Here is a 20099-nt window from a genome sequence, read left to right as displayed (position 1 = left end):
ATCGAATGAGGTGGAAGCATGTGAGTTCTGCTGCTCTATAAGATAAGATATCATAATATATTTCCGCGCTTCTCAAATAAGGAGAGATTAAATAATGGATTTATCGTGGGAGCTGGAAAGCCTATACCCTTCTTTTGAGTCGGAGAAGTTCAATCAGGACCGTGAGCTTCTGGCAGAGTCTGCTGAGAGATTGAAGAGATGGTCTGCTGAACATCTGCATAACCGTACACATAACGATAGAGAAACAGCGCAAGCCATCGAGCAATTTCTGAAGGAATATAATGCTTACAAAAGTGTCTACCTCTGTCTATTTAGCTATGCGGAGCTTAGGTTCAGCGTAGACAGCAGCAATATGGATGCAGTGAACCGAATGGATGAGCTTGAGGACACGGCACTGGCTGCGGGGGAGGTTCATGCGGACTTCAGCAAGTGGCTGGCAAAAATCACAGATCTGAATACCATCCTAGCTTCGTCCGCTTACCTTGCCGAGCATGAGTTCTATCTGTACGGGTTGCAGCGGCAATCTGCTCATTGGCTCGGGGAAGAGGCGGAAGCGGTCATTGCGAGGATGCAACGTACCGGTTCCAAAGCCTGGGAGCGGCTGTATATGCAGACATTATCCAGACTGCGGGTGGATATCAGGACCGGTGGAGAAGCTCAGAACATGTCTCTTGCAGAATTGCGGAATCTCGTCTATACGGGGACGCATTAGTTAGACAAGCAGCTTATGAAGCTGAGCACGAAGCGTGCCGGAGTGTAGCGGAACAGAGTGCGGCCTGTCTGAATTCGGTTAGCGGAGAAGCGGCTGCAGTCTATGAGCTGAGAGGGTATGATTCACCACTGCATAAAGTACTGACCGCATCGAGAATGGACCAGAAGACACTGACCGTAATGCTGAATGCCATTGAGGAGAGTCTGCCAGTCTTCCATCAGTACTATTTGAAAAAAGCAGAGATGCTCGGACATTCCGGTCCGCTGCCGTTTTATGACGTTTTTGCTCCGGTGGCCGGAGAGAGTTCAGCCCAAATAACCTACCCGGAAGCGAGAGATGTGATCGTCTCCGGCTTCAGTGCATTCAGCGCAGAACTGGGCGAATTCGCCGGCAAGGTGTTCCGGCAGCGCTGGATCGATGCTGAGCCGAGAACGGGCAAGGGCAATTTCGGCTTGTGTGTCGATATTTTTCCGATCGGAGAGAGCCGGATCATCACCAGCTTTACGGGGAATTATATCGATATCAGTATACTGGCGCACGAAATCGGGCATGCCTACCATAGCAGCTGTCTTACCGGTGAAACTATGGTGAATACAGACTATCCGGTGCCGATTGCCGAGACAGCGTCGATTTTTTGCGAAAGTCTCATTCACCAGGAGCTGCGGAAGGTGGCACCTGAAAGCGAGACCCTCTCCATTCTGGAACGGAGCCTGTCCGATGCCGGATATTACATTGTCGATTTCTATGCCCGTTACTTGTTCGAGAGCAGGCTGTATGAACGAAGACTCTCGGGTGTTCTCTCCGTCCAAGAACTGAATGACCTGATGCATGAATCGATGGTAGCTGCATATGGGGATAGCATTAACCCTGACACGATTCATCCTTACCAATGGATCAGCAAAGCCGGATATTATATGGCAGGCAATGAATTTCTGAATTTCCCCTATTCCTTCGGACTGCTGTTCTCCAAGGGACTGTATGCGCAGTATAAGAAGCAAGGCGAAGCATTCGTAGACCGGTACCGCTCTTTCCTGGCAGCAACGGGTAAAAGCACCATCACAGATGCCGCGAGGCTGATGGATATTGATGTGAATTCACCAGAGTTCTGGCTTGATGCGTTGACACTGATTGCGGATGATATTCAGAAGTTTGTGGAGAGTGTGTAAACTCTGCGGAGGGAGTTCCTTTTTGCGGGGAAGTGTGGTAGAACAGTAGAAGGAGTATATGCCGCAGCGGCACAGAAAGGGATGCTTGATCGAATGTATGTAGTGTGTAAGGAACATGTAGAGCTGGCCATCGACAAATTTGTGGACGAGTTCGAGGATGCACCGGATATTGTGGACCTGAAGGAAACCGAGTTCTCTGACTGGGATCCACCGGCGAAATGTGCGGAGTGCGATAAGAATGCAGAGGTTCTGGTAGTTTAGAGCCGGAGTGCTTCATGACAATTCAATCAACTATTCAAAAGAGGGCCATGAGCCGGATGTTCACTCATCCGGGGTATCCGGTCACTCTTAATCAGGCTTGCCCTGCAGCTGTTGTGAGCTGCAGGGTATTTTTGTATATATATTGCCTGATGATCCGCTCATGCCTCAACCATATCCTCCATCCCATTCCCGTTGCTCCGGCGGTACGCAAAAGCAGAGGCAATGGCGATGAGTGCGGCAATGGAAAGTCCCCAGTAAATATTGGAGTAAGCCGCAGACAGGGAGAGTCCACGCTGCCATTCCAGCGCACTGGCAGCCATGGCGACACCGAAGGCGCCACTGAAGAACTGCAGTAGCTGGAACAGTCCCATCCCGGAACCAATCTGGGAGGAAGGCAAGATACGGGAGATTTCATTGGATACACTGCTGGACAGCGTTGTGAAGGCTAGACTCATAATCATGTATACGAGCATCACTGCCACCCATGAATGTCCGGCGAACAGGGCAAATAGAATGGTAGCCGTTAGTACAAGCAGGGGCACAAAGCGCAGAATACCCCCGTTGCCGAAACGGTCAATGATCCGGCCTACCGCTCGGGATACAACAATGGCCAGCAGGGAGCCAGGGAAAATCACAAATCCGGCATGGCTTGCGCTGAAGCCAAATCGGTGAACCAGAATCTGTGGCAGCAGGAACAGTGTTGCAAAGCTGCACAGGTATGAGGCAATCCCGACCAGAGAGAGCACCAGGTAGGATCGGTTCTTGAAAAGAGCAGGCATGACAAACGGATCAGGGGTGGTGCGGATCCGGCTGATGAATAAGAAAATGGCGGCAATGCCGGCAACCAGAGCCATCCACAGCCCACTGGTCAGGAACAGCAGAAGCCCGGTGGTGCCGATTCCGAGGAAGATCCCTCCGACGGCGTCAAAAGAGCCCCGGGTAGGCAGTTCCTTTGGCAGCAGTACCAGAAACAGCGGCACAAGCAGCAGAATAAATGCGGTAACGGCAAACAGCCAGTTCCAGCCGAAGTACTGGGTAATGGCTCCGCCCGCAACGGGACCGAGCCCCAGACCAAGCGAAACTGCAGACATTATGGTAGCCATCGCCTTACCGCGGCGGTCCAGCGGAACATACCGGGTGAACAGCACCAGAGACAATGACATCACGGCCCCGGCCCCGGAAGCCTGCACGATACGGACAATCAAGAGGAAGATGAAGTTCGTGCTGAGGAATCCGGCAACCGCCGCGAAACCGAGTGTCAGCAGGCCAATCGTCAGCAGCCTGCGGATCGGCAGGAAGTCAGAGAGTCTGCTGTAAGTAATTGAAGCAATGGAGAACATAATGGAATATCCGGTCACGATCCAGGAAGCGGCGGAGGCTGAGATGCCAAACGACTCCGTCACATCAGGCAGTGCCAGATTGAACATCGCCGTATTCATAATGACGAGAACAACCGCAACACTGAACAGAAGCGTCAGCAGCCCTTCTCTGGGAAGAGTGGCTTCCACTGATGAATCCTTCTCTTCCGCTGTAGCGGAGGTATTCGTTAATGAGTCCATGTGATGGCCACTCCTTTTTTATGTTTTATATTTCGATTATCATCGAACATTTGAAATATAGCATGGGTTGATATAAAATGCAATTAGGAGCACAATTATTTGTGGCATCTATCTGTACTCTAAAGGGGATATTGATCCATGAAGATACTATTTCATCCGGACCGTAAGGACATTCAGCTAGCCTCCGTACTGTATGCGCTCAGTGACCCCATTCGCTTATCTATCATTTCAGATATCCAACACAATGGCGAACAGGCCTGCAACGGCTTCAACGTGCCGGTCGCCAAATCCACGCTGTCCCACCATGCCCGGACGCTGCGCGAGGCAGGGGTTATCCATACCCGTGTTCAAGGTACCCAGCGTATGTTGTCCCTGCGCACCGAGGACTTGAATGCACGTTTTCCGGGACTATTAGATTCTGTGCTCCGTGCCTACGAGGCTGCAGAACAACCTGTGCCGGTCATGAAGGCAGAGGAGAGTAGTAACTGAGGTGTCTGTTGAGTAACTGAGCTCGAAAGTGGCAAAAACCAGAAGGCTAATGGGTCAGCGGCGCATATATATTTTTATCAAAAAAGACAAAGCCACTGGCGGCTTTGTCTTTAGCTGTTTCTATGACTATCTGTGTTGCCTCAGCGCGGATTCACCTTCACCTGAGAGCCTTTGCCGCCATACTGGATGCCGGTGTCTTTCATAAAGCTGATGAGAAAAGCTTATGTCATGAGCAGGGGTGGTGTAATGTATATGGCACAAAAGTTGAAAAAGAAAAGCGCACCTGGTGAATAATTCATTTGTAAAGCAGAAAGACCACCCGTTTTATACGCATGGATGTAGCCTTTCACGGTTTTGACACTTCGGTTAGCCCCCTTCGCTTATCTGCGGAAGGAGCTTCAGGTGCTTCGAGGACTATCTTCGAAAGAACGCTCTTGGGGAGTGCTGCTGCTGCGGGTGAAGAAGTGCTCCACCAGCAGAACGGCGGCCAATACAATTTCAACTAGCATAATGCCGGCAAGGCCGTCGAGAATCGCATGCTGCTTGATGAACAGCGTGGATAATATAATCATCCCGGACATCCCCCCGATCAGGAGCATGTTCCATTTGTTCCGGAAGCCGCTGCTGGCGGTTAGGCGAAACACCATGTAGCTGGAGAACACATGGATACTGGGGAAACAATTGAACGGCTGGTCCCGGTGGTACACAAAACGCACGATCAAGGTAAAGACGTCATGGCCCACCAACTCGGGGCGTGGCACCGTTGTTTGAACTACAGAGTAAATCCCGTAACAAATGCATGCGCATACGGTATAAATCAACAAAGCACGGTAATACACACGCAAATCGTTCTTGAAGAAATAGTAAAGACATAGATAAATATAAAAGATCCAAACGGAATAAGGTAGTGCAAAATATTTGACGAAAGGGATGGCGTTATCCCATGAGGTCATCAAATGATAGACTTTGCCTCTCGGCTTGTTGACCCATGCATACATCTTGCCGAGCACCGGGAAAATCAGCATCAACAGCAGCGGTGTATATTTCCAATTGCGTAGCGACACTTCTCAACCTTCTCCCTACGAATGATAAAGCTATCCCCCATTATAGTTGATTTAAGCAGGAATAAAAATAACAATCTCGTCTCCGCACTCTCGCCTTCTATCTAATGGGTTGGATCGGCTATTTCCGTCTAGCTTCGGCAAAGACGCACCTCCATAAACTGGACCAGTGGATTCGGAGAAGACTTCGAATGTGTCAGTGGAAGCAATGGAAACGAGTACGTACACGAATCCGTGAACTACGGGCACTTGGGGTGCTGGAGTGGGCATGTTTTACAATGGCCAACTCACGGAGAAGCGCATGGGAAATGTCCCGGAACACAAATAACGCCCTAAGGGCTTCCTATTGGGAAGCGAAAGGGCTGAAAAGTTTGCTTTCACGTTATCTGGAACTTGGTTAACCTTTTGGAACCGCCGTATGCGGACCCGCATGTACGGTGGTGTGTTGGTATGATAAACGTACCGGCCCGTTCTTGTTACAATGGAGACAAAGTTTCGGAGAAGGCTGCAGGCGGGGCGGTTGCCCTCTCGCTGGGATGAAATAAGCCCGTTGGTGTGTTTAACCGCCTCCTCGCCTCACCCAGTTGTGGCATAGCCCACGGATAGGTGAATGTACAAGCAACTCCGCCTGTAATTGTATTAAGAGGAGGGAAGGGAAATGCGGTTTATTGGTTTGGATGTACACCAAAAATATGCGGAAGGATGTGAAATCGGCACCGATAAGAAAAAAAGACGATTCCGGATCGCTAACACACGCGAAGCTTGGGAGGAGTTCGGCCAAACCCTAGATCCCAATACTCGCATCGTTCTCGAAGCGACCAGCAACGCCTTTTGGATTCATGATATCTTATCCGAATATCCCGGGCAAGTCGTTGTCGCGAATCCTCTTAAGACGCGAGCAATCGCAGAAGCTCGTGTAAAAACAGTCGCATTGGATGCCCAGATTCTAGCGCAGTTGCTCGCAGCTGATTTTATCCCAGAAAGTTGGGTTCCATCGAAGGACGAGTACCAGTTAAGAGTCTTACTTCATCACCGGATAAGGCTCGCGAAAATTCGGACAATGCTTAAAAATAAAATACATGCTGCATTGATTCGGAGCGGAATTCAATCGCCATGGAGCGATTTATTTGGGAAGGGTGGAAGGAAATTTCTAGAGAAAGTCATGCTGCCGACGACTGAGCAAATTATTGTCTGTTCGTCGCTACGTATGCTGGATTCGGTCCAGAAAGAAATGGCGGCTCTGGAAGCAGATTTGCATGCAAGGGCGAAAGAGAACCCAAGCGTACACTTGCTTATGGGTATACCTGGGATATCTGTACTAAGCGCCTTGACCATCCTTGCTGAGGTCGGAGATATTTCACGTTTCTCCTCTCCCAAAAAATTGGCTTCATACAGTGGGTTGGTCCCTTCGGTCCATCAATCGGGGAAAACGTACTATACCGGTAACATTACCAAGGAAGGCCGGAGTACACTGCGTTGGATTCTGGTCCAGTGTGCCCAACGAGCGGTACAAAGCCCTGGAAAATTGCGTTTGTTTTATCTAGCGCTGAAGGAAAAAAAGGGGCATAAGGTTGCGATTGTTGCAACTGCTCGTAAACTTCTCCACGTCATTTGGGCGGTGTTAAGTCGTAAAGAAGAATACAGGGATCTGCGGCGAGACCTGCTTGAACGCAAGCTCAAGCGTATGGAAAAAAACGCGAATGAATACGCTATGCCCGAGCTGAGCGAAGTTGTTGAAGCGCTTGAAATGATGTCAGAAGAACCGATAGTAACGAGTGAGGAATGGCTTGGAGGAGTCGGATAGAAGATGAACCCAAAGCTATAAGCTAAACCAGGCTAAAAAAACAAAGTAGCCTGGTTTAGCTTAGTGTTGGCATTTTTAGGTTTAGTTGGACTTCGTTCATTTATTCGCAAATTGGGACTTGCAGTTTTTCATAGGTGAGAGGTCGGCTACTCACAAATGAGTAGCCTCCTACTCGATTTTCCCTAATTAGCTTTGTTATTGACGCCTATACTCGGATTGCACAGCCTTCTGCGGAACGTCGGGGCCGCGTTTCCATATTAGTAATGGAAGTAAAATTACCTTTAAAGAGGCAAATAAATCAGGAAGGGCATAATCGTCTGTTTTAAAGTAACGTAATATGGGCATGACAATAACGGCTTCACCATGAGTTTATTATCTGTCGTGAAGAACAAAAGGAACGTCACACGGAGATGTGACTAGGAATGGAAATTAGTTTTTTCCATTATTATCGCTCAAACTATTTTCTATTTCTGTATTAATAATCGCCATAATATCCTCGGAGTTGTAGATATCATTATTCACTTTCCAGGTATCCCCTTTTTTTAGTAGTGTTACAATCCCATCAAGGCTTATCATATCTTCTCCGAAAACGAGCTCACCAGTATATGAGAGATCGATACTTTGTCCTGTATCAACTTTCTCAGTAAAAGATAAATTCTCGAGTTTTAATGCGGTTTTTTTTATCAAGGCAATTCTTGAACCGCGTACAAAGCCACGGCTAGCTGATTGTTTATTAAAATAGGATTCTGTAGTCAAAGGTTTGATGGCCTCTTCTTTTTCCGCTATTTGCTGAGGAGTTACCTCTCTGGTGTTATCCGGTTTATTTGCTTCAAGCTCATTCATTTTGTAAGAACGAGCTACCTCAATAGCTATAGAAACATCATCTTTTTTAGAAGAACAGGCAGTAAAGATAGAGGAAGACAAAACAATAATTCCAATTAAAGCAAGTGATTTTTTCTTCAATTATTCCCCTCCCGTTAGCTGTTTATGATTACCAAAGAGTAATTATTAATATTCAATAGATACCATCATTATACATGTAATGTAATATATTTACTATTTTTTAATGATTAACTGTTACTGCTAACCCATAGTGACCACAGGTTCACGGTGTGAAGTGTCCTGCTATTGACGGCCATGCTGTCCGCAGCAGGATAGAAAAGCAGGGAGAATCATGACAATTCTCCATGGATCACGTGTTTTATTTTTACCATATGGTCATCTATAATCCGATGCTTGTTCTGTGCGCCGTAGATCAAGGCGTGGGTACACAGCTTGTTCACCAGCCAGGCAGTTCCGCTGGAAAAACGGTAATTTCGTCTGTCACCGACTCCGTAAACAGCTCATGCCCAGCACCCACCCATCGTGAGTATGCCTGCTGCTACAGGCCGCCCCTGAAATATCCCCACATCTTAGACTTGGTCATTGTAACAAAGCCTTTTACGCGTTGCACCGCTCCCTCATTTCCCGAGATCTGGAAGTCACTGAACTGTATGCAGTAGGATCGGTTCTTGAAAAGAGCAGGCATGACAAACGGATCAGGTGTGGTGCGGATCCGGCTGACGAACAAGAAAATGGCGGCAATGCCGGCAACCAGAGCAATCCACAGCCCACTGGTCAGGAATAGCAGAAGCCCGGTGGTTCCGATTCCGAGGAAGATCCCTCCGACGGCGTCAAAAGAGCCGCGGCTCGGCAGTTCCTTCGGCAGCAGTACCAGAAACAGCGGTACAAGCAGCAGAATAAACGCGGTAACGGCAAACAGCCAGTTCCAGCCGAAGTATTGGGTAATGGCTCCGCCCGCAACGGGACCGAGTCCCAGGCCAAGCGAAACTGCTGACATTATGGTAGCCATCGCCTTGCCGCGGCGGTCCAGGGGAACATACCGGGTGAACAGCACCAGAGACAACGACATGACGGCCCCGGCCCCAGAAGCCTGCACGATCCGGACAATCAAGAGGAAGATGAAGTTCGTGCTGAGGAATCCGGCAACCGCCGCCAAACCGAGTGTCAGCAGGCCAATCGTCAGCAGCCTGCGGATCGGCAGGAAGTCGGAGAGTCTGCTGTAGGTAATTGAAGCAATGGAGAACATAATATCTGTACTCTAAAGGGGATATTGATCCATGAAGATACTATTTCATCCGGACCGCAAAGACATTCAGCTTGCCTCCGTACTGTATGCGCTCAGTGACCCCATTCGCTTATCCATCATTTCAGATATCCATCACCATGGAGAACAAGCCTGCAACTGCTTCAATGTACCTGTCGCCAAGTCGACGCTGTCCCATCATGCCCGGACGCTGCGCGAGGCAGGGGTTGTCCATACCCGTGTTCAAGGTACCCAGCGTATACTGTCCCTGCGCACCGAGGACTTGAATGCACGTTTTCCGGGACTATTAGATTCTGTGCTCCGTGCCTACGAGGCTGCAGAACAGCCTGTGCCGGTGACTGAGGTAGAGGCAGAGGGAGAGTAGCAACTGAGGCGGGTTATTTAGTAACAGAGATAGATAATAGAGAACGTATAAATCCTTATATATATATAAAAGACAAAGCCCCGGCGGCTTTGTCTTTGTCTGTTTCTATGACCATCTCCGTTGCCTCAGCGCGGATTCACCTTCACCTGCGAGCCTTTGCCGCCATACTGGATGCCGGTGTCTTTCATCCCAACCTCCTTAAGATCAGCGAGCAGCCGTTCAATGACGGCCTTGGATGCAGCGGCCTCCTTCGCGCCTGAGGCCTTGACTACCAGCTGCACCGGCTTCCCGGAGCGCAGATGCTTGTCCGCCTGACGCAGCTTCGTATCGTAATCATGCTCCTCAATATGTGCGGTGAAGCGCAATTCCTTCACCTTCTCCTTGCTGTCCGCGCCTGCCGGAGTGCGGCCTGAAGCTGCCTTGCGGGCGGTGTTATCCTTCTGCGCTGCCGCTTTGGCTTTGCCCTTAGCCATGAGGCTGCAGGGCGGCGGGCTGCTCATCAGCGAGGTACAGACCAGGTCTGCTCCTGCGGACCGGGCCCTAGCCAGCGCTTCCTCTCTGGAAACCACGCCCAGCTTCTCACCCTTCAGTCCGGTAAGGACGACCTCGGACGCTCTAATTTGTTCATTGATTAAGACTGCCATTGTAAGCAAACCCCCTGGGTACAAGAATCTATAGCTATCATATACGGAACTTGCCGGACGTTCAATTTCGGTGGTTAAATTTTCAAATATTTTCATGAATGCCTGAGGGTAAAGCATCTTTGGTATCGTCAAACCAATAGACGCAGGTTATCAGATAAATCGCGAGGGCATTATGAAATTAACAATTGACAACGTAAGCAAGAAATACAAGGGCGATTCTTACGGGCTCCGTGACTTATCTCTGCAAATCAATACAGGGGTTTTGGGATTATTAGGTCCGAATGGTGCTGGGAAATCAACCTTGATGCGAATTCTCTCAACCATTACTCAACCCACAGCAGGTAAGGTGAGCTGGAATGGCATCGATATCACTAAGGACCCTAATGCGGTTCGGGGCATACTCGGTTATTTACCACAGGATTTTGGCGTATATCCTCATTTAAATGCGGTTGAGTTTTTGGAATATTTAGCAGCGATCAGAGGATTGGATCATACAATCGCTAAAAAAAGAATTGATGAATTACTTTTTTTGCTCAATCTTCATGAGGTCCGCAAAAAACCGTTGAACAGCTTTTCAGGCGGGATGAAACAACGTGTAGGCATAGCACAAGCTTTATTGAATGACCCTAAGCTATTAATCGTTGACGAGCCAACGGTGGGACTGGATCCTGAAGAACGTATTCGTTTTCGTAATCTTTTAGCGGAATTGTCAGGGGATCGGATTGTAATATTATCAACGCATATTGTATCCGACGTCGAAGCGACTGCAACAGATATCGCTATTGTTCATCAAGGACGGCTGGTGATACAGGCAGCTCCAAGCAAGTTGTTGGAAGCGGCGGTGGGGAAAGTGTGGGAGTGGCTGATACCGAATGATACATGGATGGAAGCGCGTAAGCAATTGTTAATCAGCAGCACCATTCAGAGCAGTGACGGGGTCCGTATGAGAGTTATTGCCGATAATCAGCCTTCAGCCGACAGCCGCTTAGAGACACCCACTTTGGAAGACGCCTATTTATATTGCATTTCGGCCAATAAGCAGGAGGCAGCCGTATGACGCCGCTTCGCATTCTATTTCAGATGATAAAAGCTGATTATTTAGAAAGGGTCCGAAGGTACAGCTTTTTGATTACAGTACTTGTATCCATTTTTATCGTATATAAATTTATTCCCTCCAGTCATGAGAGCTATATAACCTTATCGTTCCACAATATACGCGGCATATATAACTCCGATTGGGTCGGCAGTGCAACAGCTATATTAGCCTCCATGATATTAAGTCTTCCAGCGTTCTTTCTGGTGAAAAATGCGATTGAACGGGATGTGCAGACGGGAGTAGGGCAAATTATAGCAACGACTCCGATTACAAAGTGGATGTACACCATGGGTAAAATGTGGAGTAACTTCGTTTTCTTGATGTCTATTGTGGCTGTTTTAATGGTATCCGCCCTTGTCATGCAACTGATTAGAGGAGAGAGTTACACGGTTGAGCTGCTGGAACTATTGCTTCCATTTTTGTATTCTACATTGCCAACTATAGCTTTGGTTGCATCCATAGCCATCTTCTTTGAATCGGTACCTTTGTTTCGCAAGGGATTGGGCAATTTAATATACTTTGTGTTATGGATTCTCTCGCTTAGATTGTCTACTACAGCAACTCATTCCAGCCAGGATATACTCGGGATTTCTCCGATCCTTACCAGACTATCAAGTGGGGTTAATGCGAGGCTTAATCATAGCAATGGGGGTCATATCTCTGGGGTGAGTCCGTTGCGGGGGGACTTAGTAACCTACGACTGGACAGGGGTACTTTGGACGATGCAGATGTTTTTGGAACGTTATATTTGGTTAGCTGTGGCAGTAGGGATTGCAGTAGTGGCTTCCATCTTCTTTCATCGCTTCGATCTTACGCGTTCATCCAACATTAGTACAAATGGTAAACCCCGCGAATTTAGAAATGTAGAGCCGCAAATGAAGCCTGTGCCTATAAATGACAGTGGAATAAAGTTAACTCCCTACACTAATGTAGTACATGGGCAGTCCCACTACATCAGGATATTAGGTATGGAGTTGCGGCTTATGCTCAAAGGGTTGCGTATTTGGTGGTACTTGATCGCACTGGTCATGATTGTACTGGGATTACTGTTGCCCATGGAGTCTGTAACAAGATTTGTTGCACCCTTTACTTGGGTTTGGCCTATTCTGATTTGGTCGGCAATGGGCACGAATGAAACTTATCACCGGACTCATCAATTCGTGTTTACGGCTATGCATCCGGTTCGGAATCAATTTATTGTATTGTGGCTAGCCGGAATCATCGTTGCTTATCTGGCAGGCAGTGGGGCTATGATTCATTGTCTGGTTGCAGGGGAATGGGAAACTCTGATGGCGATGGCGGTCGGCGGATTATTTATTCCCACGTTGGCACTAGCCTTAGGTGTATGGTCGAGAAATAGCAAGCTTTTTCAGGTGATATTTATGTTAATGTGGTATTTGGGTCCTTTAAATAAATTAACGGTTATGGATTTTATGGGAGCCTCACAGCAATCTCTTGATCAAAAGGTATATCTGTATTACCTGCTGGCTACAGTTCTTTTACTGATGTTAGCTGTTATTGGGAGAGTACGGCAAGTGAAAATTGCAACCCACTAGTGGTGCGTGAACAAAGCGGGTGAGTTGTAACTACAGAAGCTATCAGATGGAGGTATATATGTTGATTCAAATTATTGGCGTAGGCAAATTGAAGGAAAAGTATTTGACCCTCGGCATCGCGGAGTATGCCAAGCGGCTGACGCCATACCTCAAGTTCCAGATCATTGAGGTGGCGGATGAGAAGGCACCTGACAACCTAAGCGGTGCTGAGGTTGTTCAGGTGAAGGAACGCGAGGGCGAGCGTATCCTCGCGCACATTAAGAGCGAGGCGCATGTCATTGCGCTCGCGATCGACGGCAAGCTCTGGAGCTCGGAAGAGCTTGCCGCCGAAATCGACCGGCTCGGCACCTACGGGACGAGCCATGTCGTCTTCGTCATCGGAGGGAGCCACGGGCTCTCCGATGACGTCATGCGCCGCGCCCAGCACCGCATGAGCTTCGGCCGCATGACGCTGCCCCATCAGCTCATGCGGCTGGTGCTGGTGGAACAGATTTACCGCGCGGTGAAGATAAATCGCGGTGAACCGTATCATAAGTAGGGGCAAGTTGCTAATTCCGTGGAACAATTGAAAGAAAACGGCCCCTGTTCGCATCGTTTGCGACAGGGCCGTTTTTCGTACGCTAGCTTCAAATTGCTATTCTTGCCAAACATTCATAGGGTCCCATGGCTTGATCTGATTGCCATATTTTCCGGCCAAAAAAGCTTTCATGTCTTCCAGCTTAGCAGGCACCTCGTTCCAAGCTGGAAGGGGTGATAACCCTCGTTTGCTTTTCAATAGGATATCCACTGTAACATATAAGCGTTCTGGCTGAATCCAATGAAGGAAGCGGGAAATATCAATTTGCTTGGTCAGGGACAAGGAATCAATTTCGTCATTGTAATGCTTGTTGAACTCGCTGATCAGGTTCAGGAGGTAGTCCCTCTGCTCCTTCACGAAGTCCAGGCCGCAGATAGCGCCATGTCCTGGAACAACAATTTCGGGTTTAATTTCATCAATAATGCGATCAAGCACTTTAACCCAATTGAGGGTTCCCTCTTCGCTGTATGCCGTACAACCGTTAAACACGACATCGCCGGCGAACAGCACTTTTTCTTTTGGCATCCACAGCAGCAAGTCACTGTCGGAATGGGCCGGAGCTACGTTGTAAATCATGACTTCCGTATCGTCAAGACGGATGCTGATATCGTCCTTTATCTGAATATTCGGGTATACCCATTCTACGCCCTCCAGGTCGAATCCTTCAAATTCCGCTGCAAAAAACCGCTCGCCCGAAGTCGATTCCAGAGAATCCTTTCCTCTTCTGATGACGTTGTCCATCCAGGTGATATTTTCGGTGAGACGCTCTCTGGAGGCTTCCTTATGCATAATAATGCAAGCATCTTCAAACACTTTGTTTCCCCAGGCATGGTCGCTGTTATAGTGCGAGTTCACCACATATGCGGGAGAGCCGCCGTTGCTTACTTCCTTGTAAGCCTCCCGCATTTCCCGTGCATGGAACAAATCGAAAAACGTGTCATACACCAGCCCTTCACCCTTGTTGATAAACCCGGCATTGGCCCAACTGATGCCGCGGTACGGCGAAATACCAGCAAAGACGCCAGCTGCGACTTCAAAAAATTTAACGCGGGGTTTTTGGATAATACGACCATACTTCATGAAAATTCTCCTTTGCGTATGTGTTTTTGGGATAAGGCATACTGATTATGCCTTTATTATAGAGAATGGAAAACATAAATGCAAGCAAGTGCTTGCATGCATTTACTCTATGCTTTATGATTGTAACAGAACAACATCACACTATATGGATGGAGGCGCTGCAACATGAAGCTAGTAACCTTTCAAACCAAGACATCCCTGGCACCTTTGTTTGGGCTTGTTATTAACGAGAACTTTGTCGTTTCATTTGCTGTAATCATGAAAAAGCAGGGAACATTCTCTGACAGTCTTGAAAGTATGGACAGCTATCTCCATTATTTGCCGGAAAGTTATGATGCCGCTAAGGAATTGATGCAATATGCTGTCGAACAGCCGCATCAATTCAATGAAAATGAAATCTTCCCGATTGCAGCAGTAAAACTGCTTCCGCCGGTTCCGAATCCAGCTGCGCTTATCGATTTCGGGCTGACGCCAAGACATCTAAGAAATGCTGGCGTAAATCTGCTGCAGAGAGAATATACAGGGCCGGAAAGAGAAGAGCTTAAACAAAAAATCGCCGAAAAATTCCAGCAGGATCCGAATAAAGTGAATTTCAGTTATTACAAGTGTAACCATAATGCTGTAATTGGCGATGGGGATACGATTTATTGGCCATCATATTCTTCATACCTGGATATCGAGCCGGAGCTGGCCTTTGTTACAGGGAAGGGGAATTGCATCGCAGGTTATGTTATTTTTAACGACAGTACTGTCCGCGATGTGCAGTGGCCGGATTTCCAGGCACTGACCGGACCGACGCGCTGCAAAGATTTTGATCGCAGCAAAGGTATAGGGCCATTTCTGGTTACGCCGGATGAAATTGACAACCCGCTGGCACTAGATGTGGATATACACATCGGGGAGAGACTGCACTGGAAGGGAAGTACTTCCGAGTATTCTGCACACCCTGGGAAAGTGATGGAGGAGGTTCTGAAAGTTTTCACGCCGCTCCCAGGCACGATTATAGGAATGGGGACGATACCAGATTGCTGTGCAATCGAGAACGAACAATGGTTGTTGCCCTCTGACCGAATCCAGATTACATTCGATAAATTAGGCACGCTCACTCAATTTGTGCCTGAACTTGTCAAGATTACGGAACCAAGCCGTTGGGAGAAAAGAAGCGATTTTCCTTAAATAAACGTTGATGAAAGATGAACCCCGACCCTGCTGCATATGCAAAACTTGTAGTAGAATAGGCTTAACATATGCAAAAGGAGAAATACAATGAATACTTCGGACAGAATCATTGAAGCCGCGACACGGCTCATCAGAAAGAAGGGCTATCAGGGAGTCAGCACCAAAGCCATTGCAACGGAAGCTAAAGTCAATGAATCTACGGTTTTTCGGCAATTTGGAAGCAAGCAAGGCATATTGGAAGCCATCGTTGAAAGACATGCAGATATCCCGCAATTTGAGAAGCTGTTAAAAGAGGACGCAACCGATAATCCGGAAGTCGATCTGCTGAATGTAAGCCAGCAGTACCGTTTGTTCTTCCATAAAAATGCGGACATCATTATGATTGGCATCCGTGACACAGGAATGCTTCCTGAATTGGACAGAGTGCTGGCTGATCCGCCAGTGAAGCTGCACTCCTTGCTGGTTGAATATTTTGAACGCCTGCAGAAGAAAAAAGTGATAGCTAGACAGGATGAGCGTCTTACCGCTATGTCTTTTCTCTCGATGTGTTACGGATTTCAGATGAGCGAGCTGATTCACCGGCAATATCAGTCCCAACTCATCACTGAGGAAGAGTTCTACAAGCACAGTGTCTCATTGTTTGTTAAAGGAATGTTGTCTCAGGCATAAGCTTTGTTGATTTATTTAAATATGCCGAAGACTGCTTGCGCGGCTCTGCTCGCTCCTCATCCGAAAGCGGACTGCTTATGCTCACCATTCGTTTCACTTGACTTACTAGGAGGCTGCCTGTTGACGATTGCCTCCCTGACAACCCAAGGTCGAGTCGAGTCAGAACTTCATACCCATATTCGAGGGGCTTCTAATGTTGGTCTCTCTACGAATGAAGTCGTTGAAGCATTACCCCTTGCATATCCTATACAGGTTTCCCACGCGTACTCAACGCTATTTCTGTAGCAACGCTTGGTTTATATTGAAATGCTGTATTAGTTATTGCTGAGCATAACGTAGTAGCCGCAGAGAGTGATATTCAGGAGATCGTCAGTATGCAATAGGGACGAGTCAATGGCAGTTCTCCATGATCCATCCAAATATGCTAACGAAGTGCGTTCAGATGAAGTCACAGCCAAACAATTGGGAATAACAGGAGCCCCTTTCTTTGTCATAGATAGAAAATATGCAATTTCCGGCGCACAACCCATTGAGATATATCCAGGATTTAGAAGAAATCGATTCTTTAAAAATAGAAGGCCGAATGAAAGTGCCTACGTATGTGGCTAATGTGGTATCCAAATATCGCATGGCCTTAGATCATAAAATCACCGAAGCAGATAAAGAAAATCTGAAGAAGACATTCAATCGGACCTTTACCAAAGGATATTTGTTCCACAAGGACCGGAGGAATATTACAAACATCTCAAGACCTAATCACTTTGGTTATGAGATTGGAACAAGCATCGCTGGAAAAAGAATTTAAGCGGTTTGACCTAGATATTAGCGAGCGTATATGCATATCCAGATTCAAAGCTTGTCATAGAGGCGGAGGGCTTAGGCTTTAATTATTCCTATGAAAGTGAGGAAATATTAGGCGAAGCCATTAATAATCCAACCACCAAAGACCAGGTCATCAAGCAATTCTCCAGATTAAACGATACGATATTCGAACTCAATCAGGTCGATTATGAGGAAGGCAATGCGTTTATTCCAGCCAAACTGTTAAATGCAGCAAGAAGAGAAATTGTACTGGGCTTATATGATTTAAAGCTTAACAGCCAGAAGAAAAGAACCAAGGCTGTGGAAGCCAAAGAAAAAATAAGCTTTGCCCCTGTACAACCATACCTCACGGCTTCTGTAACGACTAAGGAACAGTATGATGCTTGCGTGAGCTGTGGAATTAAGGAAATCTATTTTGACAATGTGGTTAGAAGAAACCAGAATGATTATCAGGAAAAAGAAGGGCAGCTGCTGATCGGAGGATATGGCGGAATTCATCACTACCGAGGAACCAATCCGTTTGTTACGGACTATTCTCTAAATGTGATTAATGCTACTAGCTGCTATGAACTATATAAATTAGGTGCCAAGCGAGTCACTTTATCTTATGAAATGAATAAGAGCCAAATTGAAGATGTATTGATTGCCTATGTTGAAGCAAATGACGGCTATCCTGCACTGGAAATGATTGTGTATGGCAAGGCTCCTTTGATGTTCACCAAATATTGTCCGATGAGAAAAATGAATCAATGCAGAATTTGCAGAACGAAGAGCTATGAGTTAAAAGATGAGCAAGGAACGTTCCCTATCCTTTCCCATGAGGATTGTACAGCGACTATTCTTAATGGGAAGACGCTTAATCTGCTAGATGAGCTGCCAAACATCAAAGGAATCGAGGCGCTCAGATTAAACTTCACAGTTGAATCTAAAGAGCAGGTTGTGAAAGTCATTCATATGGCAACCGAAAATGGGTGTTTCGTGGAAGGGGCGATTTCGTTGTTGATTTCAGTGACACGGGTGCGAGTAAAGGGCATGTGGGTCCTTCCGTTTTTTATTTACCACATCGTCCGGTCAACGAAGCAACTGAATAGGGCTGCCGGATTGCTGCATTCCGACCTTACACGCGACAGTTGGAGAGTAGGCTGGACGATGTCGGTATGGGAGAACAAGGATCGCATGCTGGAATACCGCAATCACGGCAATCACGCCAAGGCCATGCGGATCGCACGCCGAATTGGCGATGAAGTGGAGGCCGTCCACTGGGATGCCGATACTATTCCGAGCTGGGAGGAAGCGAAGATCCGTTTGCATCAAAAGTATGGCAGAAAACTTGACCAGAACAAGTGGTGAATTTTGCGTCCCTTTCGACCCTAGCTGGTGCCTCAATCGAGAAGATCGGTATTAACCCTTTAGCCATAGGGTTTAAAGGGGCAATAGCTTCACGGTGCACCAACGGAGGAGGACATTCATATGAGAAATAAGATGATTCGGGCTCTCGTTCTCATTCTCGCATTTTCGATTGCCGGATACGCAATTGTTCAGTATGGCGTGCTTAAAGCTAGTGATGCAGGACTTGCTTCTTTCAAATTGCAAAAGCCGAATTTTGAACTCAAACCATGGATATATGTACTATACATCCATATTTTTACCGCGATATTTGCCTTGATCATAGGACCCTTTCAACTATATATGAAGCCAACGAATGCTAGGAAACGTTGGCATCGCCTATTGGGGTATGGATATGTTCTTTCAATTACAGTTAGTGGGATCGTGAGTGTATATTTATCCCTTATTGCCACAGGAGGTTGGATTGCCGGGCTTGGGTTCATGTCGCTCGATGTATTGTGGGTTGCGACGACGCTTACTGCAACGAGAAAAATTATGGCCAAAGACATCCAAGCTCATAAAGCATGGATGCTTCGCAGTTATGCGCTTACTTTTGCAGCTGTCACGCTTCGTATCTGGTTAGCTCCGCTGGCTCTTCTGTTTGGCGATTTCGAGGTGGCCTTTCGGGTTGTCGCTTGGGTCTGTTGGATTCCTAATCTGCTCGTCATAGAAGCTGTGATTTCCAGAATGAGGTTGCGGCAGCGACAATGATTCACAACTGCCATGCCAAAATAATCCGTAAAACCGCGCATCCATGGCGCGGTTTTATTTTGCGTACGGTGGAATGTGTTCGTGCCGCGCCCCAATGACGCAGGTTCCACGATGAAAAGCGAGTATAGGAGGAAAAGCGTCTCGACTGGACGAAAGAAAAGGGAGAGGAGCGCTCAAACGGAGGATACGGAAGTGGACTTTGAAGGAAGTATGGCTAGCGGCCAAACCTATGCGATTGGGGACGTCTAGCGATGGGGCTGACCGGATCGGACTCGTTTCCGTCAGGTTCCAGCACGGCTGAGATTCAATTACGAGAGCAGAGCAACGGAACTCAACTGATCTTAACGCACGACGGTTTGCCGGTTACGCGCAGACGTATGCATCGGGCCGGATGGAATTACTACCTAGGTCGATTAGAGCTATTCCTGCTCGGGTTGGAGCCCGGCCCTGATACGTTCGTCATATCACCCCCCCTTTCTTAACGATAAAGAGGATATTCGCTTATCGTACTGCCTTGAAGATGTTGCAACTGAATTTGATGTCCAGGGTTTAGAATTAGATTGGACATGCCTTGCATGGGATGCTGATCTAAGATTAACTGAGGGTAGCTGGTCTTTTAAGAATTTCTCCGAAACTAACTGGAATAATGTATCCAAAACTGATGCACAGATATATCTAATTAATGCTTCGAGTTCTAATGACAAGAGCACGTCAAGGAATGGTTATTTATATTCCAAACGGAGATGAGGACGATCAAACTGCACAAGCTGCAGAAGGCAACCTATTTAATTTTTGCGGGGCTGGAACGAAAATGATACCTATGTGCAAAAAGAAGGAATCGTTCAGGATTTCGGAA

The 20099-nt window shown here is 47.4% G+C and carries 23 protein-coding genes and 2 pseudogenes; 19 read left to right on the top strand and 6 right to left on the bottom strand.

What is annotated here, in order from left to right; all coding sequences use genetic code 11:
- Positions 1-94: 94 nt before the first annotated feature.
- From A3844_RS33505 to A3844_RS18825, 3 genes are all read left to right on the top strand, one after another.
- Positions 95-712 (top strand): gluzincin family metallopeptidase, encoded by a 618-nt coding sequence (locus A3844_RS33505; RefSeq protein WP_083606923.1) that lies wholly within the window; start codon positions 95-97, stop codon positions 710-712.
- Complete coding sequence (locus A3844_RS18830) at positions 616-1878, top strand: M3 family metallopeptidase (RefSeq protein ID WP_244169804.1); 1263 nt, start codon at positions 616-618, stop codon at positions 1876-1878. The genes A3844_RS33505 and A3844_RS18830 overlap by 97 nt, the downstream gene beginning before the upstream one ends.
- Positions 1879-1971: 93 nt before the next feature.
- Positions 1972-2139 (top strand): CxxH/CxxC protein, encoded by a 168-nt coding sequence (locus A3844_RS18825; protein WP_074086447.1) that lies wholly within the window; start codon positions 1972-1974, stop codon positions 2137-2139.
- A 158-nt stretch (positions 2140-2297) separates the two neighbouring features.
- Here the strand turns inward: A3844_RS18825 and A3844_RS18820 are convergent, their stop codons facing one another.
- The gene (locus A3844_RS18820) at positions 2298-3698 is read right to left on the bottom strand and encodes an MFS transporter (RefSeq protein WP_074108194.1); all 1401 of its coding nucleotides are present in this window, start codon (positions 3696-3698) and stop codon (positions 2298-2300) included.
- Positions 3699-3836: 138 nt separating this feature from the next.
- On the opposite strand from A3844_RS18820, the gene A3844_RS18815 reads away from it, so the two are divergent.
- Positions 3837-4187, top strand: coding sequence for an ArsR/SmtB family transcription factor (locus tag A3844_RS18815; protein ID WP_074086445.1), 351 nt, complete (start codon positions 3837-3839; stop codon positions 4185-4187).
- A 398-nt stretch (positions 4188-4585) separates the two neighbouring features.
- On the opposite strand, the gene A3844_RS18810 is transcribed toward A3844_RS18815, so the two are convergent.
- Complete coding sequence (locus tag A3844_RS18810) at positions 4586-5251, bottom strand: phosphatase PAP2 family protein (protein WP_074086444.1); 666 nt, start codon at positions 5249-5251, stop codon at positions 4586-4588.
- A gap of 89 nt (positions 5252-5340) precedes the next feature.
- Here A3844_RS18810 and A3844_RS18805 point away from each other — a divergent pair.
- Together A3844_RS18805 and A3844_RS18800 are read left to right on the top strand one after the other, a co-directional pair.
- Positions 5341-5649: pseudogene (locus A3844_RS18805) on the top strand (group II intron maturase-specific domain-containing protein); the annotation flags it as partial.
- 257 nt (positions 5650-5906) lie between these two features.
- Positions 5907-7052: an IS110 family RNA-guided transposase gene (locus A3844_RS18800; protein WP_074100730.1), complete on the top strand. Its 1146-nt coding sequence runs from the start codon at positions 5907-5909 to the stop codon at positions 7050-7052.
- A gap of 429 nt (positions 7053-7481) precedes the next feature.
- Here the strand turns inward: A3844_RS18800 and A3844_RS18795 are convergent, their stop codons facing one another.
- Together A3844_RS18795 and A3844_RS18790 are read right to left on the bottom strand one after the other, a co-directional pair.
- Entirely contained in the window at positions 7482-8015 is a 534-nt protein-coding gene (locus A3844_RS18795; protein ID WP_074087026.1) for a hypothetical protein, read from the bottom strand.
- A 418-nt stretch (positions 8016-8433) separates the two neighbouring features.
- On the bottom strand, positions 8434-9141 hold the full coding sequence (locus tag A3844_RS18790) for an MFS transporter (RefSeq protein WP_074108193.1): 708 nt from the start codon (positions 9139-9141) through the stop codon (positions 8434-8436).
- A gap of 31 nt (positions 9142-9172) precedes the next feature.
- Here A3844_RS18790 and A3844_RS18785 point away from each other — a divergent pair, with 31 nt between their 5' ends.
- Entirely contained in the window at positions 9173-9523 is a 351-nt protein-coding gene (locus tag A3844_RS18785) for an ArsR/SmtB family transcription factor (protein WP_074108192.1), read from the top strand.
- A 125-nt stretch (positions 9524-9648) separates the two neighbouring features.
- Here A3844_RS18785 and infC read toward each other — a convergent pair whose 3' ends face one another.
- On the bottom strand, positions 9649-10167 hold the full coding sequence (infC, locus tag A3844_RS18780) for a translation initiation factor IF-3 (RefSeq protein WP_074087029.1): 519 nt from the start codon (positions 10165-10167) through the stop codon (positions 9649-9651).
- Between the two features lie 172 nt (positions 10168-10339).
- Between infC and A3844_RS18775 the strand changes: the two genes are divergently transcribed.
- From A3844_RS18775 to rlmH, 3 genes are read left to right on the top strand one after another with little or no spacing between them, the layout of a single operon-like run.
- On the top strand, positions 10340-11224 hold the full coding sequence (locus tag A3844_RS18775) for an ABC transporter ATP-binding protein (RefSeq protein ID WP_074087030.1): 885 nt from the start codon (positions 10340-10342) through the stop codon (positions 11222-11224).
- On the top strand, positions 11221-12819 hold the full coding sequence (locus A3844_RS18770; protein ID WP_074108191.1) for a hypothetical protein: 1599 nt from the start codon (positions 11221-11223) through the stop codon (positions 12817-12819). Before A3844_RS18775 ends, A3844_RS18770 begins: the two co-directional genes overlap by 4 nt.
- A 58-nt stretch (positions 12820-12877) precedes the next feature.
- The gene (gene rlmH, locus A3844_RS18765; protein WP_074108190.1) at positions 12878-13357 is read left to right on the top strand and encodes a 23S rRNA (pseudouridine(1915)-N(3))-methyltransferase RlmH; all 480 of its coding nucleotides are present in this window, start codon (positions 12878-12880) and stop codon (positions 13355-13357) included.
- Positions 13358-13453: 96 nt separating this feature from the next.
- Here rlmH and A3844_RS18760 read toward each other — a convergent pair whose 3' ends face one another.
- On the bottom strand, positions 13454-14476 hold the full coding sequence (locus A3844_RS18760) for an MBL fold metallo-hydrolase (protein WP_074100735.1): 1023 nt from the start codon (positions 14474-14476) through the stop codon (positions 13454-13456).
- A gap of 165 nt (positions 14477-14641) precedes the next feature.
- Here A3844_RS18760 and A3844_RS18755 point away from each other — a divergent pair, with 165 nt between their 5' ends.
- The 9 genes and pseudogenes from A3844_RS18755 (at position 14642) to A3844_RS34035 (ending at position 19990) form a co-directional block, all read left to right on the top strand.
- On the top strand, positions 14642-15652 hold the full coding sequence (locus tag A3844_RS18755) for a fumarylacetoacetate hydrolase family protein (protein WP_074087034.1): 1011 nt from the start codon (positions 14642-14644) through the stop codon (positions 15650-15652).
- A gap of 90 nt (positions 15653-15742) precedes the next feature.
- Positions 15743-16324 (top strand): TetR/AcrR family transcriptional regulator, encoded by a 582-nt coding sequence (locus tag A3844_RS18750; RefSeq protein ID WP_074100736.1) that lies wholly within the window; start codon positions 15743-15745, stop codon positions 16322-16324.
- Between the two features lie 393 nt (positions 16325-16717).
- A complete protein-coding gene (locus A3844_RS34045) occupies positions 16718-16933 on the top strand; it encodes a DsbA family oxidoreductase (protein ID WP_074087036.1) in 216 nt (71 codons plus the stop codon).
- Positions 16908-17129: a U32 family peptidase gene (locus A3844_RS33145; protein WP_244169800.1), complete on the top strand. Its 222-nt coding sequence runs from the start codon at positions 16908-16910 to the stop codon at positions 17127-17129. The genes A3844_RS34045 and A3844_RS33145 overlap by 26 nt, the downstream gene beginning before the upstream one ends.
- A gap of 14 nt (positions 17130-17143) precedes the next feature.
- Positions 17144-17344 (top strand): annotated as a pseudogene (locus A3844_RS33910) (DUF3656 domain-containing protein); the annotation flags it as partial.
- Between the two features lie 102 nt (positions 17345-17446).
- Complete coding sequence (locus tag A3844_RS33140) at positions 17447-18496, top strand: U32 family peptidase (RefSeq protein ID WP_208619441.1); 1050 nt, start codon at positions 17447-17449, stop codon at positions 18494-18496.
- A gap of 120 nt (positions 18497-18616) precedes the next feature.
- Positions 18617-19243 carry a DUF2306 domain-containing protein gene (locus tag A3844_RS18720; RefSeq protein ID WP_074087040.1) on the top strand — a complete coding sequence of 209 codons (627 nt, stop codon included), beginning with the start codon at positions 18617-18619 and terminating at the stop codon, positions 19241-19243.
- Positions 19244-19494: 251 nt separating this feature from the next.
- Complete coding sequence (locus tag A3844_RS34040) at positions 19495-19725, top strand: SRPBCC family protein (RefSeq protein WP_074108188.1); 231 nt, start codon at positions 19495-19497, stop codon at positions 19723-19725.
- Entirely contained in the window at positions 19691-19990 is a 300-nt protein-coding gene (locus tag A3844_RS34035; RefSeq protein WP_208619443.1) for a DNA/RNA helicase domain-containing protein, read from the top strand. Before A3844_RS34040 ends, A3844_RS34035 begins: the two co-directional genes overlap by 35 nt.
- Positions 19991-20099: the final 109 nt, after the last annotated feature.

Origin of the sequence: Paenibacillus helianthi (assembly GCF_001909055.1) — a bacterium.
GTDB classification, from domain to species: Bacteria; Bacillota; Bacilli; order Paenibacillales; family Paenibacillaceae; genus Paenibacillus_AQ; species Paenibacillus_AQ helianthi.
The sequence above is the reverse complement of the archived record's forward strand: the minus strand, read 5'-3'. Positions and strand labels throughout refer to the sequence as shown.